General features: G+C 52.1%; 6 protein-coding genes. 1 reads left to right on the top strand and 5 read right to left on the bottom strand.

Annotated features, from left to right (window positions below; translation table 11 throughout):
* Positions 1–34: 34 nt before the first annotated feature.
* The 5 genes from KQH60_RS03910 to KQH60_RS03890 all read right to left on the bottom strand — a co-directional run bounded on the left by KQH60_RS03910 (position 35) and on the right by KQH60_RS03890 (position 16,058).
* Entirely contained in the window at positions 35–772 is a 738-nt protein-coding gene (locus tag KQH60_RS03910) for a hypothetical protein (RefSeq protein WP_237575241.1), read from the bottom strand.
* Positions 747–2,969, bottom strand: coding sequence for an RHS repeat-associated core domain-containing protein (locus tag KQH60_RS03905; protein ID WP_237575240.1), 2,223 nt, complete (start codon positions 2,967–2,969; stop codon positions 747–749). Before KQH60_RS03905 ends, KQH60_RS03910 begins: the two co-directional genes overlap by 26 nt.
* Positions 2,962–7,539: a SpvB/TcaC N-terminal domain-containing protein gene (locus KQH60_RS03900; RefSeq protein ID WP_237575239.1), complete on the bottom strand. Its 4,578-nt coding sequence runs from the start codon at positions 7,537–7,539 to the stop codon at positions 2,962–2,964. Before KQH60_RS03900 ends, KQH60_RS03905 begins: the two co-directional genes overlap by 8 nt.
* Positions 7,540–7,675: 136 nt before the next feature.
* Entirely contained in the window at positions 7,676–12,427 is a 4,752-nt protein-coding gene (locus KQH60_RS03895) for a neuraminidase-like domain-containing protein (protein ID WP_237575238.1), read from the bottom strand.
* Between the two features lie 100 nt (positions 12,428–12,527).
* Entirely contained in the window at positions 12,528–16,058 is a 3,531-nt protein-coding gene (locus KQH60_RS03890) for a Tc toxin subunit A (RefSeq protein ID WP_237575237.1), read from the bottom strand.
* A gap of 1,004 nt (positions 16,059–17,062) precedes the next feature.
* Between KQH60_RS03890 and KQH60_RS03885 the strand changes: the two genes are divergently transcribed.
* A complete protein-coding gene (locus tag KQH60_RS03885; RefSeq protein WP_237575236.1) occupies positions 17,063–17,320 on the top strand; it encodes a hypothetical protein in 258 nt (85 codons plus the stop codon).
* Positions 17,321–17,341: the final 21 nt, after the last annotated feature.

Genomic DNA, 17,341 nt, shown 5'->3' with positions numbered 1-17,341 from the left:
TTCCGCTTCTCACTGCCGTTCACTCTTGCTAAATTTATTTGAAAATTCTTTGAATTGGCTTATAGTCAACGATGCATTTGTTAAATATATTAATTGCATCACCTTGCCCAAGCTGAGTTGTCATTTGCTTTCCTTCTGATTTAAATTGTGCGTTAGTCATTGCCCACTTACCAAGACTTTTTGTCATTGTCGGGAATCTTTCTTCTGCCGCTTTACCCATTGACAAACCAATAGTTTGAAGCTCTTCAGACGTCCCAGGTTTTAGTATGAATTGAATGGTTTCGCTGGCCTCGGGGCATGCGTATTCTAAAGAGTAGGCTATCGCCGGAGAGATGGATGTTTCTGTTGTTGGCTTCAATTCTCTTGTACTTTTCAGGTGTTCATAATCGCTTTTTGACATTGATCTAAAAATAAGTTCATTTTTATCGACGTCGTACTCCAAAATAGGATCACAAGGGTTCTTCGATCCTTTATACGGGACTCCGATTAACCCGCTACGCTCTTCATTCATCCGAAGCCCACCACCAGAAGCTACATCAATGTCAATGCCGGCGTATATATTCGAGTTTTTAGAAATTGATACAAAATTTGCCTTTTTTGATTTTGATTTTATATTTGTCGGAATATAAATAGAAATTTTTTCGTAAACCTTGTTTGCAACAGATGAAAGTGCGTCTGGCGGAGCTTCTTCCTTTCCTCTCGTTCTTCTTGTAGCATTAGCCTTCTCTGCCCGAGAAATATGATTTTCAGCTTCCACATAACCATGTGGCATAAGCTTGCCCCCTCAACTCTCGTATTCCACCATGGAACTCCAAAATATCTTCTGGTTTATATTTCGTCAAATTACCGGCAACTTGTTTCGCCAAATACTGTAGAGTAGGGGGAGAGGTCGTAGCCAAACTAGAAGACGAGGCCTCGTCCCAATCCGATTGAGTTGGCATTAGTCCTATTGGATCTCGTCGAGAAATAGGATTATTTCCGACCATTCTAAAGAGATTGAGTCCGTCGACGGTACCGGCGGGATCGGGATTGAGCCATCGTCCGAGCCATGGCGCGTAGTATCGGAAGCCATAGTAGTAGAGTCCACTTGCATCGCGCTCCTTGCCTGAATAGCGGATGGTTTTGTATTTCGCTTCAATATCGCATTTTTCCGCCCACACTGCGGTACCACCATACGGGTAATACTCTTCATAAGTCAGCAAGCTCGCTTCTTGATCAAGCTCCATCATGCTGGAGCCTAAATGATTATCGAGGCTATAGCGAATTTGATTTTTTTTAATCTTTTCACATCGGCCTTTTTTCCAGTGCAATATACGCACCTGCGTACGGCCGGCCTGCGCCATAATAGCATGTAACTCTTCGGTTAATTGACCATTTATGTTATAAAGCCGACGTAATTCCAACCCAGGCAAATAGATCACTTCGTCGGTATGCTGGGATTGGTCCTCCTGCTTGGCTAACGTAGACGTGGTTTTCCTAATTCGCTGCCCATTACCGTCATATTGGTACCACTCTTCATCGTTTGGCGTCCCACCCGTGCGCTCAAGCATAATTACGTGACGCAATTGATTGCGCCCATCCCACTGCAGTTGTTTCAGTACCTTAGTGCCTAACGTGCCCGGATTGCCATTGGCATCATATTGCAGATTGCTAATAGTATTGCCCGCTTGTAGACCTGAACCCGTGACCGCTGCGAGTCGATTACTGCCCTGCGCAATCGTCATCGTTTGCGTAAAACGACTGCCCCGCTCACCGCGGATACCAATCAAATTACCCCCCCGATCATACGTATAAGTTCGAGTGTAATTAGTTCGTGTGCCCGGCGAAGGCGGATGGATTAGTGGTGGCAATTGGCTGGACTGTTGCGCGTCAGTTTGCTCTCGTCCCGTCGCACGCATCAACTGATACAGTGAATCGTATGCGTATGTAGCTTTGGCCTGAATTTGCTCGTTATTAAAAAACGCCGGCGCGACCGCTTGGTCTTCAATGCTTACAATATTGCCCACTGGGTCATATTCGTAGGCTAGCTGCTGCCTAACTGTACCGTTACCATCTTTCGCCTGGCTTTGCATCAAGCGAAGCGTTTTGGGATCGTACGTGTAGGTCGTCGTCACGCCATTGCCTGCCGCCTCGCGCTCGAGTTGACCTTGCGCGCTATACTGAATCGACGCGAGCAGCGTTTTAAAATTTGCTTCCTGTTTTTGTTTCAGCTTAACGGATGTAAGTCGGCCTGCCACATCATAAATTGACTGCTGCACATTGCGCATCGCGTCAGTCTGTGTCAGTGGCTGGCCCAGTGCGTTATAGGCCCAGGCTGTCGTGTAGATGTCGTTCTCGAGTTCAGGAAGTGTTACCGCTCCCCAATCAGCGTCACCTTGCGTCGCCTTGAGTAAACGGCGAAGCTGCGCTTGCGGCTGGCCAGTTACGGTCATGCCGGGTGTTGTCAATAGTCCGGCCGTGTCACACTGCTGACTCACCACACCGCACAGATTGGCCTGCTGCGCAGCGGCTTTTTTCTCCGGATCACGATTATCTGCATCACCATAAGTCAATTTGGTCAGCACAATTGAATCATGACCGGTGAGCTGTTCGCTGACTTGCGTGAGCCGCCCGAGGCTGTCGTATTCGGTGCGGGTCACCGTGCCACGCGCATCCTGTTGCGCGATTGGCTGCCCTTCACTATTTAACACACTCCAGTGCTCGCCTGCGTCAACGCTACGGGTCCACAACGTGTGGCCCAGCAAATCGTGGCCGTAGTTGAAATTGGGAACCGACGAATCGGATTGCGCGAACAAACGCGGGTCTGTCTGGCGTTGCGCCAAACCCGCTGGCGAATAAGTCGTTGCGGTGATGCGTTCGTCCAGCGGGCCGTCCAGTTTCTCACGATTGTATTGCACGGTGCGCACCGTTAAACCGCGATTGTCCGTGACCGTCATTGTCGGCGTACCACTATGAAGTGTGTCAGGCATCGCGTAGCTCCTCTTCTGGCGCTGGCAAAACGCCAGTATCGTTTTCATCCTCGGCAATCGTAAACCACGGAAAATAATGGTTGCGCCGCTCATAACCTTTCGCTGTCACGACCCGCACCTCACGCCCCAGCGCGTCATAGCAATGCGTATCGGCATAACCACCGGCGCGCAGCGCGCGGTCCGCCACATAGTGCCAATCGTTTATAAAATACGGCTGGTACACGCGCATCGGCTGACCTTTGTTGTTATATTCGATCCGGCCGGTCACGCTCCAGCGGGGGTTGGCTGGCGCACAGACGGGGGTTTGGAGATCTGTACCGGTGGCCAGCTCACCGTCGGCTGTCCGCTGCCAGGCGTCGCCCGCCGGGACGCGAGTCGAGGTTTGCAGCGCGCGCCCGAAGCCGTCCGTGTAAGCGACGGCGATATGGATTTGTTGCTTGACCTTCGGCTGCGACTCAATGGGCGGGTATGCATCCGCTGTTAATGTCGCGTCGTGAGTGGGCCAACGTGACAAAGCCTTTAATGCACGGCGCAGGTCCTCAGACAGTCCTTTGACAGTGTCATCCGACTCCGCCCATTGCCAGCCTCGGGCCCGCACCGCGCCGGATACGGTGATAAAGCGCAGCGCTATGAGCGTTTGCCAAAGATTCGTTTCTTTAATCTTCTGCCCGTTGATCGAAAACTCACACGCGTTGCCCATCCAGCTTAATGCATCGTAGATGCTGATTGCGGCCAGTAATTGCGCCGGCCCGCCTCCACCTACGGACTGCTGTGCTTCGTTCTTTAACGCAGTAGCGATGGCCTCAGACACCGTCCAGCCCGCCGACACGGGTGCTCTCGAGACCGATTCAAACCCGACCTTAATGGGTTGTGAGCCATTCGGCCCGCCAAGCTCTTCACCATAGAATGCGCTGCCGATCACCCGGCCCAGCGCATCAAACTGCGCTTCATGAACATTGTTATTGATATCAATAATGCTTTTCGGAACCAGAAAACGATAGTCGTATTCAGCTTGTACTTCGTTTTGCAACGCATCTTGCGTCTGGATCAGACAGCAGTTATACCGATCGTAGGTGTACGTGGTAACGCCAGTGAGCGTCGTACTTTGCTGCGCAACCGGATGATAGAACTGAGCGGGCGGCGCATAAGTCGTTAAGCTGTGTCGGCTGATCCACAATGGTGCTGTCTGCTCTTCATCTTGGCCGGGCACGGACAGCACGTACTGCCCCTTACAATACCCGCCTTGCCCTTGCAACAGCGTTTCGATTGTTTCGCCAAACTGGCTGTCCGCATAGGCTTTGACGCAGTCCTGATCCAGTACCGCGGTTTCGTGATACGCAACTAGTTTGACAATGTCAGGCAGCCCCGGCGTGTAGTACACCACATTTTGACCGATCAGCACGCGCGGCTGGTCAGCACCCAACAAAGTACCTAGGTTCTCGCGATGCAGCTCTACATGCGCTGAAGGAAACGTCAGCGCATTTTGACGGGCTTGATGTGGCAACCCTATCCGCCATGCATCCGGCTTGTCCTGATGCAGATAGGCACTACGGTGCTCTTGCAAACGCAGCACCTGTTGCTGCGGATCAAAAATGCTGTCTAAGCTGATCGATGGCAGCGCTGTGCCAGCATAAGGATTGTTGTTCGAATCAATTGACTTTAATCGGCGCGGATACTGAATCGTGACGCTGCAGGTCGGATACCCGTACTTATCGTACTGCAGTTGCACGCTTTGGCTGACCACCGGATCCAGCGCGATGCGCTCGTACGTATAAGTCGTGTGCTCCAGCGCCAACGGTAACGCGACCGGTGCAGCCGAAGTTTGCCCGCTCTCCGGTGCTGACTGCTGTTCTCTGACTTGATAACGCGATACGCTGACGCTGTAAGGGATGGTCGCGTGGCCAGTTCGGTCCAGACCGTAGACTTCTTGACGCAACAGGTGGCCCTTCAGCGCTCGGTACAACCACCATGTTGACTTAGCAGACAGGGCCAAGCCTACATCTTGAAGACCGTCAAAGCGGGTCAGCCACGGGGCGGGCATCGGAGCAGTGTCCTCATAAGGCACACCATACGGCCTGTTGTCATCGTCATGCTGACCAGTGTGATACCAACTCCGTGTCTGTAGCGGTGGTGGTTGCACGTCATCGTTGCCGTGAGCGGCTGACGCGGGCGCGCTATCGACACTCTGCACATAACCAAATCCGCGAAATTCTCGTTCTCGACCGTCATAGACCCCTTTGCGATAGCGATGGCATTGCGTCAATTGACTGCCGGTGATCGCGTCCGTATGGGTAATGCGCGAGACAACATGCACTGGAAACGGCAAGCCGGACACCGCATTTTCTTGCTCCTGCTTTTCATCGAGCCATTCCTGCGCCGAACTGCGATATTCAAAGGTGGTTTGGGCACCTCGGCTATTGTCCACCGCATTGAGCAAATAAGGCTTGGCTGGCGCGAAGTCATAGCGCCAGTGCTGCGGCGCAAGATCGGGTCCGGAGTATAATTGGCTCAGAATCACGCTGGTGGTGCCTTGGCCCGTCACATCGGCGAAGCTGAGCTGACTCAGATCATCGTAGTGCACGCCATCCGGCCATTTAAGCTCGATCGGCTCAGCAAACCGATTGCCGGACTCGTTAAAGAACAGGCGCAGACAGCTCGGTTGGGCATACACGAGATCGGCCGCACCTGAGCCATCTACATCCACCAGAAAGACCCGGTGCGGATCAAACGTCTGTTCTGCATCAAACGGTTGGGAGCTGCGTAACGTCAACGGCTCGCCGAACCGACCATTGCCTAGATTGGGCCAGCATGTGAGCTGATCGTGGCGCACGCTAACCAAATGCCCTTGCCCTGAGCCGAGCACGTCGCTGAACGCAACGAGTTCGGTCGCATCACGCCCGCGAATCGGTAGCGAAACAGCGTGATTTTGCTGCGTCGTGTACACCTTGCTAAACCCAGTGCGCTGGTTGATATATAAACGCACGCTTTTGGGCCCGATCATCGCCAAATCCGGCAGGCCTGCACCATGCAAATCGGTCAGTGTCGCCTGCGGATGCAGGTATTCAATCGGCCATTGCGTAAGCGGCGTAAAAGCTGACCAGTTGCGATCTGCACCCAACGTGTAATAGCCAAACGGCCCGCCCGGGGGCGTCACCAGCCATTCGAGCCGGCCATCGCCATTAATATCGATCAGCGTCGCATGCTGCCCCTGCAGCGCAGGCACCTGCGGCAAAGTCTGCCAATCATCGTAAGTGACGGCATCGGGCTGCTTTGGCTTTTGAGCATCTCGCACCGGCGGCCGATAGCGCCAATCGGTGCCGACGCAATACAGCATGCCGGGCAACCCTTCACCGTGCAGGTCCACGAGCTGATAGGGGGCCTGGTCCGGTCCTTCTGGCACCGGCCATGGCTGCCACGTAGGCGCAGCAGGCAGAGGAGCAAAAGCCGTATAGCCCAACTCCAGCGGTGGCAGCTCTTGTAAAGCAGACGTTTGCGGCTCATAGGCCAAGCGCTGCGCGGCCTGCAAACAACTCATGATGGGCGTTTCATCATATTCGAGCAGCAATCGGCTCACCAGCTTGTCCGGTTCGCCTAGTTCCGGCTCAAAATGATGAAACATCAACACCTGACGGCATAAATAATGCGTTCGCACTTCAAACCCATAGCGGTAGTGCGAAAAAGGATCTGGCCGAAGTGGCCAGATTTGGCTTTTGTCGTCAAACGACGGTGGAATACGTGCGTCTATGCCACGCTGACCATAATCGAACACCAGCGTAAAAAGCCAGTTGATACTGTCTTTTGGCTGGTCTTCTTCGTTGCGATATAAATCGGCCCACGTGTATAAGCCCTCATAGGCAGTCTGGTTGCCATAATGCACGCGTGTTAAATACCGATTCGCTTGGGTATTGCGCCCGTCATCCTCCGTAATTCCGGCCGATTGAGCGCTTTGGTACACGTAACAAATATGCTCACCGGTGGGCGACAGCGACTCGTCAATTAGCCACTCGGCAATCCGCTCATCGGGTTCAGTTGCGTCAGCGATGCGCGCTTGAGCATTTTTACCCAAGCAGTGCAACTGTCCATCGGCGCCGTGGATCAGCCAGAAATCGGCGGCACCCTGACATTGCCATCGTTCGATTCGGTTAAATGCCCCTTCAATACGCGGGTAATAACGTGTGACGGTAAAGGTCGCATTGAGCACTTTGCCCCGGAATGTAGAACACTGCGTAGTCTGAATAACGCCAGAGGCATTCCGTTCCGGCTCCAGCACTTCACCGTCCGGCCCAACAAACGCGTCGGTGCTATCGTACTGGGGCACGCCTCGACTGGTGCGGCGGCGGATCGCGCTCAGCCCCACGTCCCAGCCAATACCAAACGGTCCATTGCCATTGCCGCTGCTGTACGCGAGGGTCAATGCGGGTGCGTAGCCACGGCCCGCAGAAATCGGCAAGGGCAGCGTCAACGAAGCGGTGCCGCTGGGGCCACCTAGGTTCAGTGACTCGCCCAGGCCTTGAATCGCTCCGCCTCCTTTGGGTAAAGTCGGAGCCTGGATGGAAACAGTCGAATCCATCTGCATAATCGGTTGCTTCCTTAAAGTGGCTAACGGGAGTGCGCCAGCCACTGTGTCAGTAGTTGGTAGGAAAGCGGGACCATCACACAAAGGCAATTGTCCCGGCATAACTGTGCGTTGATCAGCGCTTAATCGATTAGCTCAACAGCTTTTCCACAGCGTGCGCAAAGCTCTCTCCGCCATCCAGTGCGGTGTAACGTACATGCACGATCACGTCGTCAAGGTGAGCCAACAAATCAGATTGTGGCGATCTATCATGGCGCGGAAACTTCAGCTCCCAAGTGGACACCGCCCCCGTCCCCTCGAACGGCAAGTAACGTTCATCGCTAAAGTTCAACTCAAATTGGCCAGCGTCGTTCAAACCGGACGATAGTGCGATCTGCTGACTCGCCCGCAGGTTGGTGATAATCGCGTCGGTCGTGCCACCTTGACCTTTAATCAAATACTTCACACCATTCAGATCGGCCTGCAGCAACGTGCTGCTTTTCGTTTGCGTTAGCGTTGCTTTTACATCTTGGTACGGGCCTAACGATGTTGGCAAAGTAATGGACACGGACTTAATTTGACGCAGGTAATGGCCCGGATAGTCACCATCAAACAATTTTTCTTTTAAGTCAAATCCAAAACAGCCTTTGCCTCTTTGTATCTTAAAGTCATCTCCTAGGAGGTCCTTCAACGACACGGTGCGCGTAACCTCTAAACGCCGCTCATGCCGCGCCAGATACGCCGCTTCCATTTGGTGCAGGTTCAACTGCAAAGTCTCCCCAACCTGCAAGCCTCGATAGTGGTCGTTCCAGATGCCTGGCTGAATGAAGGTCGTCGCAAAATCCCCCATCTCGTACTGCCAGCACGCCTGCGTGGACAAGCATAACGAAACCACCGCGTCGTACGCCTGATAGTATTGGGCGGCCAACTGGCCAGACAACCATTGATACAACGTCGCCTGTGTAAAGCGCGATTTGAGATAGGTCAGCATCGCCTTCACCTGCGCCTGCTGCGCCTGCGTTTGCTGCAATGCGGTGCGGGCCGCTTTTTCGCGAATCACCAGCGCATCGAGCTGTTTAGTCAATGCATCGACTTCTGCCTGCGCCTGCTCGTACTGGATCTGCCATTCCTGACGCCGACGCCGATAACCTTCCGCTGTGGCCAAACGATCAGCGATCAGTGTCGCGACTTGACCTTGCAACTGCATCACGCCACCCACCGCCTCAGTCGCGCCCTCGTAGCGGGAACCTCCGTCCGCAAAACCGTAAATATTGGGCACTTCCTTGAGCGCGCCGCTCGCAATTTGTAACCCCTGTGCGCCGGCAAAAAAGCCCTGTGCAAGCGTATGAGTGTCCATCACTGTTCGCTCGGCGTCAGAGATATTTTCCTGATACAGTGCATAGTAGCGATCATGGCGCAGTTGCGCGGTCGCCTGACTCGCCTGCAGCGCCGCGCGGTCGGCCACTAGACCGTCGATCGCTTGCTGTTGCAGCGTGATCGCGTAACTGGACATATCAAGCAGTTGCTGTTGTGCCAGCTCTTCTTGGCCCGCGCGCTCGCTGCGCTCAAGCAGGCTGAGCAGCGTCTCGCCAAAGCGGCTGAGCGTCGCGACCGCATTGTAGGCACGCGGCAGCATCGCGCTGAATCGATACGGCGGCACAATCTGCATCGCGCCGCTCACTCCTGCACTGAGCGTGCCAGCTTGAGCACGCTGACTCAGCAGCGCAACTGGGTCAGCCGGTGCGGCATACAGCGGCAGCGACAACGGCTTGCCGTCCACAGTCAAGTTATGACGCAGGTTATACAAGCGCGCCTCGAGTGTGTCCCAATGCGACAGCATTAGCGTGTTCAGTGGATCGGTGAAATACGGGTGGTCGGCCGAACTCAAATAGCTCGTATAGCGACCCGGCAGGGCCGGCAAGACGGTAGGATCAAGCGTATGCTCAAACTGACGTATAGCGGAATTTTCAATAGTTTCTTTCTCCGCCAGTGTGCCCAATGACCGTGCTTGCCAGTTGCTGCTGATCGACGCATCAGGACGGGAACCAAGCAGTTCCGCCACAAAATTATAATAAACGCGTGCCTGGGTGAGCCCGTCACGTGTGAGCTGTCGATACCACACATCGCCTTGCGCGACCAGATTGCGGACATAGGCAATAAACACCGCCTTTTGATACACCTCAGGGTTCGCATACGCTTGAGTGTCCGGATCCAGCGAATCGGCCAGCAATTTTGATAAATCGCCATGGTGCTCCATCAACGGTCGCACGTTCCAGTAATCGGGCGGGGTAACGCCTGACTCGGGGTCTCTACCTTTATTACGCGCCGACGGATCAAAGATGTAATGCAACCACTTTTGCGCCAGATCGAATTGCTGTTCACTTGCAAAGCGCGTGGCCACCAGAAACGGCATATGAAAAAATAATTCCCAAAAATACAAGCCGTTGGCGCCGTTAAAGTCCATCGCCTCACTTTTACCGTCGGTCACAAGGTCCGCCTCAAGTGAGGCGTCAGCTTGCAATGTATAATCGAGCAAGCTATCGAGGCCCAGGTTTGCCTTCTTGATCAGCGTGCGCACGAAAGTCGTATTCAGGCGCGTTTTAGCTGGTAGCGAATCGTCGCAAAAATCTAAGTACTGAACCAGGCCGCGCTTGCTATCATAGCGTGACTTCAACTGCGGCAGGTTGGCCGGCGCGTCGAGGTCCCGCTTCTCGACGTAGACTTTGAACCACCTCCAGACGCCATGTTGAGCCCCCCGTGCTCCGGAGATGTGGTCGAAGTGATCCCATTTTACGATTAAGTTAACACTCAGATAGTGCTCACTCGCTGTAAAATCGCTTTCAGATAGTGTGTATTCATGAGCAAAATGCGCTGCGGTCGAATTAGCCTTGAGTTCGGGCGTAGAGTCCGGGCCGGCCCACCAATGATTATCGCCTTTGGGCGTCCAAATTTGGATCAACTCGAAGAATTTGCGTATCTTGGCGGTTTTATCAAAATTTTCTATTTGGGCTGGAACGCTGTTCGTATCACCGTCACGAAAGTACGGCTCAAATAATTTATTCTCTATCGCAAAGTTCATGGCTTTATTTGACAGCCTCCTTCCCGATAGATCGAGATTTTCAGAATATGCACCAGACCCAGAGAATCTAATTTTATTTGATTGAATATCAATATTTATTATATCATACGAAGTACCACTCCAATCAATAGGAAAAACAATAGCATTAGATCCATCGGATAAGCCCCCTAATCCAAATAAATTTACATCATATCGAAATGCAGTATTTTCAAACGTGTATAAATCGTTATCGTTATAGCGAATAGTCACGCCCGCCTTACCGTTAGGCCGACAAAAACCGTAACCCGTACTACTCCCTGAAGTAGTTTCTTGTCCATTGAACTCAAAATCATTTAGAAAGTCGCCTTCGAGCGCCATCTCAATGCACATCGTCTGCGAGTCTTTCATATAGACGCGCGACGTCGGACCAGTTTCCGTTGCAACAAGATCCGAAATCTTTTTCCACCAGTCACCAAGGTCGTCTGGACTTGAGCAGTGGATATTGTTGCCATCGGGCGCCTCTTCCTCTTCACCGTAGGGTTCGACCTTCTCGATTACATACTTCTCCTGGTAAATCCCATACTGCAGCGTCTTCGTGTCGGTCTTGTCCTTAAAGGAGGCGAACAACTGGCTCTTAAGCAGCGGCATCAATTCACGACGGTTAAAGGCTGAATCACAGTACAGATAGCCATATACGTCTGGGACGTTTTTTTCCGTATCGTTTTCGATTATAAAATTTCGCACGAACACACCGAGCATCAGTCGGCCATACGGATTACTTTCGGTCGCGCCGCCCGGATCAATACTGTGATCAGTCGTCGCGAGTAAATTAATGTCACGAAGTTGGACCGACTCGCCGTTTTCGTCCACCGCTTCATCCACCACTAGCGCGATGCGCTCGGACTCATGCTTGTCGTTACCATTAACTTTATCACCGTCTTGATGAGTCGCTAGGGTCGTGCTGTTCGGCGCCGTCCATGAGCCATCGTAGCGCTTGTAGCCGAAGACTACACGATAGGCATGCTTTTTCGTATTCTCATTATCCTTGCCTTTTTGCGGCGTCGGGTCGCGCTCGACCCACGCCACAAATAAGCGATTATTGTAAAACACGGGCCGCACCGTATGCTCGAGCACGTTATCGCCCGAGAGCGGTAAATTAATCGGCTGCCAGTCGCTCCAGCAGTTTGGTGTAACGGGTTTCGCCTGGCAGTCTTTACGATTTTTACTCAAATCCATTTGCCGCCAGTAATATCGGTACGGCTTGGTTGTAGTCCGCCCGATGAAGTAGTAGATGGCTTGGCTTAAGTCGTCTTGATTGATGTAACCGCTGAGCACAGTCAAGTTACTGACCGCCTCGAACTCGTTTAGATACGCGAGCGCCGCATTTTGTACACGATCCGGATCGAGCTGGTTTTGATTCAGCGTCGTCTCCAGCTCTTTAAAATAATGGCTTTTTTCCAGACGCGTGGTCGGCGAAATATAATTTTCCGGGTAGTTCTGCACATCTACGCTGGCGGCCCAAATCGCATACTGGTTATCCGTCTCGCGCCAAACATTAACCACTGACGACTTGACCGCTTGAAATCCCGGCTCGACACCGTTGATGATACGCGTCATGTACTCCTGTACACTCGCAATCGCTTGCGCGACCCGGCTCGTCTGAACTTCATCGCCGACTTTTGGATCAATTAACAAATATTCATACAAATCTTCGACTGTAACCTGTTGGCCGTCAAGTATTTGGCCGTTGGCGTCTTTCAAGTTCGGCGCCACAAACGTCAGGTAGCCTGTAATCAGCGCGTCGCGCTGCGATTCATTCAGCTGTTTCTCGATTGTCGATAGCATTCTTATTTACCTTTTATAGAGGATCGGGCGCGAATCCATCGCCCGAACACCCACCCATACACACGGATAGCCGATTCTTGCGGCGCTCACCTGGCTCTTATCAGTGTTTACCCTTCAGATGCGATACCCCAGCGACGAGCGCGCGGCCCACGCTCTGCCAGTCTTTATAAGTGCTGTCTCGGTTCAATAAAAAACCTTGCTGCTGCTGTTGTACGCTCAGACCGGTTTGCTTTTGAGCCTGCTGCAGCCGCAGTACCGTATCGAGTTGTGCAATAGTTTTAACGATCTTGCCGTCAAACATGGAGCACGCGTTCAGCACTTCATCGTGTTCCCACCCTAGCAATGGCGCCAGCAGTTTAGCGGCGTCTGTGCTGCTCAATGGTTCACTCGCATTGGCAGCCCGCAAATAGGCCAGCACATCGTCTTCGGTACCACCATGCACTGCACCTACTTGGGTTAATAGATCATGGTAGCGGCTAAACTGGTAGAGTGCATGTAAGTCGATGCAACTGACGTTTTCTTTAGTGAAGCCAAAATACTCCGGATGGTCCAATAGCGTCTGTACCAGCGCGGGGCTGAGTGCGAACTGTGTAGTAAGCAGCGCACGGCGTACCACCTCGCGCAATTGAAGCAGATAGCTTTCTGGAATATCGGCCGCTGACTCAAGCTTTGCTTCCTTGTTGTTGTTTAACGTCCACGTGTCTTTTAGCCAACTGTAGACGCTTTGCCCGAACCAGCGCAGCAGCAATGTCGGCAGCGATTGACTGACATTTAGCGACTGGGCCAACAGGCCTATCGCTACCCCATATTGAGCTTGCCTTGCCTGAAGCAGCGTGTTGGTCAACGATTTAATTGCGTGGGCCTGAACTTTGTCAGAAAGGGGCCGCTTACCGCTTACCGGGTCGGAACTCCCGCTAACATAAAAATTTGCTTTGAGCACCGCTTTTACCGTCTTTTCGATATCTTTTACGTCCTTCACTAAACCATACTTGGACTTGCTAGAGTCACTATCTTCTGCTACAACATCCAGGTCGAGCAAGTCGGGGGATAACAAACTAAGCCAGTTAATGGCTTTATTACCATCATCCACCACCGGCGCGCCACTGCGATTCAGCATCGCAACATCGACGAACGTGCCTTTTAAATTGATGCATACCTGCTGAATAAAATCAAATTGATCAGTCGCGCCTCGCACAATAATATTATTATTCAACACTTTTTGGACAAAAACTCCCTGACAGAAAGGAAGATAAGTATAAAATGGTGGCAACAAGTATCCGTAACCCGGAGTAAGCATAGCGGTTACTTTCGATTGAATCGAATTCAGCACAGAAATTTCATTAAACGTTCCTTTAAGCGGAATGTTCACTGTATAAATTTTATTTTGTTCAAAATTAAAGTCGCATGACTCAACATAAAAAAGCGTTGAATCATTTTGTCCATAACCTTCATTTAAAGGCACGGATTCACCTCCATCTCTGCCCCAACTTAAACTCCCATCCCGCTCAAACCCTTCCGGAATCGGGTAGTCGCATGTGAAACTAGAAAAAGAATCCAATGCAAAAGTTTTGAAGGCAATTTGCTGCACTAATTTCAGTTGCCCCGTTAAAAAATCATAAGTAAGGTTTTTCCAACCAATGGAAAGATACGTTATACCAGTGCCTAATGATCCTGGTGGTACATAACCATAGCTACCTTTGACAGGCAGGCTTGGCACACAAGGCGTAGTGAGGAATTTTGCCGCTTGCGTCGTTAACCGATGTTGCTTTTGCCACTGTGCAATTGTGCTCAGTGCTTGTAAAATCCACAGTATGTCACTGCCAACCTGAACCTCATTTGAAGATGACGGAATAATACCCGGCTGATCGGCTAACTGTTTCCAAACCAAGCCTGAGTCGGCATCTATCAGACCGAGTAGCACAAAAAATTCTTCGGCAGTCAGGCTCAGCGCCCGCGCAAGCGTGGCGAGCCGGTAAAAGGCTGATACTACCGACAAATTGCATTTCAGTTTATGTTGGTTTGAACCGCCTTTTTGTTGCGCAATCTTATCGGCAAACAGTAAGAACTGACGGTGGTTTAAACCTAGTGCCGTGCTAATTTGCTGCACACGGGCGCCATCCCCGTCGTTGTCCGTCGCTGATGTGTAGTCGAAGTCCTGATTGTCAACGACGAACGGCGTATCGAATGCACCGCTGACATTGAACACTTGGTCGAAGAACGGTGTGTTCGGTGTAATCGCATAGGGTGTCACCACATAAAGCCACGCAGCGAACTGCTTAGCCGACACGCCATAGGTCCTCTGATAGTGCTTAAATACTCCCAACATGCGCAGCGTGTTGTCATTCATCGACAACGCGTTATTGGCTTCCCCCTCGGCGCGCATCGCGGATGTTACGAGCAAATCGACGTCTTCATACGGCAACTCGAGCCACTTCTGCAACCGCACGATTCGATTGATGCGGTCCAATCTATCGTTATTCAAAGCTGAATCGTTGAGCGTAAGCACCCCAGAGTCTTGATTTTTGCTCATGGTAATGCTCGGGGTTTCGCCAGCATGAATAAAGCATGCACCATACGAGTAGGGTTCAGCTGTATCCCCCTCCTTAACGTTCTCAGACAAAACAACCCTAGCACCGCCCGCCGTCGTGCACAGCAATCGCTCAACCTGCAGGACAGTAAGGCTGGTACGAGCAGTGAAAACTTCCATGTCAGCAAAGCTGCTAGCTTTTAGAGAATCGTCTCCATAGTTGTCCTTATAAAATGTACTCCAGTCAGAATTTTTTTCTATAATTATTTTTTGCTGTTCCGGGGCGAGCTGACTGGCCATGATCTGCAGGCGTTTCAAATCTTCGGCATCCTTCGTCGGCAGCTCGTCAGTAATAGTCCAAAATTTCCGCGGAAAAGTGCCCGTGTGCGGCAGTAGCACTTCCTGCAGCGTCAAGCCAAGCACCGATTGGGCAGCCTGAATCTGCTGATGCCCATAGTGGTACGGCAAATTGTTTGGATAGCGGGTGGTGGCCAGCAACGCATTCACCGCGTCGAGGTCATTCGATTGGTCCTCATCCTGGATCGTTGCAGTGAGACTCTTTTTGATCGCTGCAGCAAGAATTTCGTTGACAAGTTGCAGCTGTGGAATCACTTCGTTGAGTGCGGCATCATCCACCTTTAATTCACCTAGATCCGGACGTCGATCAGCTAACGTATTCATCAGCTGGCTAGCGCCTGCCTTTTCCTGCTTAAGAGCCAACGCATAGAGGTGGGTCAAATACGCCGCTGGCCCATCATTCGCCTCAGGCGCACCGTTGGGCGCTTTTTTCTGCCAATCTGTGTCCGGAAACTGATTTTTGAAATCCGGCCCGGGCATCGAAAACGGGCCACGTAGCGTCGATTTGACCGCGCGGGTCACACGGTTATACCGAAAATGGTGGACGACTTGGTGCGCATAGCCGATGGCCAAGTCATACATCTTTTCCGCGCGGCGACCTAACGTATTACGATGCAGGCGAATAAACCGCTCACGTGGCACATGGACCACATCGAACACGGAGTGGTAGCCTAGCGTGGCCAGTTCCCCGGGAAGCTCATGCAGTTGCTCGACGCGGTCGATTAAGGGGCTGATTGGGGTGTCCATAGGACTCCTTTATTGGTAGTTTAGTTACGCGCATAGCGCGAACCATGTGGGTTGGCAGCCTTGACCGTACGTTCCAGTCAGGCACACCGTTACGACAGGTTTGGAGATCACCGTATAGCTAGCGCTACAGCACACCAGTTGAGCAGAACACCACCGGTGGGCCCCTTCCATTTTTAATCTATGTTGTGTGCCGGAGTCAGACAATCGCCGCGGATCGCAGCCATGCATTGGCCAAGCACAAAAATGCAGGCATGATCGGCGAGGCCGTGGTGCCGCCTTTATTGTAGGTCTGGGACACGCTTCACCCTATTAGCACGCACGCTCACCGATTACGTGTGGTCAAGCCAGACGCATCAAATGGATCGCCGCACTTAAACCACAAGCGTTTACCGCTCTAGCAAAAAGTGCTATGTCGAAATTGGATCATCGCAACGATGATGGCCAACGTGTCTTCACCTCAATGCCAATCGTCACAATGACGTGCCATGGACACACCACATAGCGTGCGGCGTATAAGCGGCTTGGGGACTAGAAAGAAGAGAAAGCGGGTGCGTCGCATGAGTACGACGCCATTTGTGTGAGACTGGGTACTTCGTCATTCTTATTTGCTCCAGACAGCATTTTTATGAAACAGGAACCAAGCGCCAAGACACGCCTGCCCCGTCATCATCTCATCGTTCTACCACAGTCTCGCTACGCATCCGGGCATAACGCCTTTGCCCTCGTGTGCGTAACTAATTAATGAGATAACAATTACTATAAAACAAGGACTAAGAAGAACCAAGTTTTCTATCTTTCCTTAATCCGTCCAAATTGAACCATTAAGCGCATTGAAACCCCTGATGTTGGGTACGTTTCCCCCACCCGGGCGTCGTCAAGATTCAGATTTTTCGCACGATAGCTGCAGTGCACCATCAATAGAATCAATTAGTTAGATCATGATGACCTGGTCAAAGTCGCGCCCGAATGGCCATTCGGCTTGACGCTATCCACGGAAAAAAGTTGTGCTCCAAGGCGAGGTCAGTAAGGGATCCTGGGCCAACACAATGGGTCCGCCGTCCACTGCCGCGCCGCTCGTCGCGCAGTTGCGCACTCGTCCAGGCCATCCCCTTAGGCTTGATGACTTGAGTCTATTTGACGCGGACCATGTCGACGCAAGCCGGCGGCTATCGACCGCACAGTTGACCGACACGTACCTGCTAGCGCTAGCTCGTACGCACAAGGGAAAACTGGCAAGCTTCGAAAGCGCGCTGACGATATGATTAGCAGTTCAACCCAATTTA

Source organism: Mycetohabitans sp. B8, assembly GCF_021991875.1.
Lineage (GTDB): Bacteria > Pseudomonadota > Gammaproteobacteria > Burkholderiales > Burkholderiaceae > Mycetohabitans.
This window is presented reverse-complemented; position numbering and strand designations above follow the sequence as displayed.

What these genes read in the sequence shown, in the direction of transcription:
- KQH60_RS03905 (WP_237575240.1), bottom strand. Translation starts at nt 2,969, where the DNA reads ATGCCTGACACACTTCATAGTGGTACGCCGACAATGACGGTCACGGAC.
- KQH60_RS03900 (WP_237575239.1), bottom strand. Translation starts at nt 7,539, where the DNA reads ATGGATTCGACTGTTTCCATCCAGGCTCCGACTTTACCCAAAGGAGGC.
- KQH60_RS03895 (WP_237575238.1), bottom strand. Translation starts at nt 12,427, where the DNA reads ATGCTATCGACAATCGAGAAACAGCTGAATGAATCGCAGCGCGACGCG.
- KQH60_RS03890 (WP_237575237.1), bottom strand. Translation starts at nt 16,058, where the DNA reads ATGGACACCCCAATCAGCCCCTTAATCGACCGCGTCGAGCAACTGCAT.
- KQH60_RS03910 (WP_237575241.1), bottom strand. Translation starts at nt 772, where the DNA reads ATGCCACATGGTTATGTGGAAGCTGAAAATCATATTTCTCGGGCAGAG.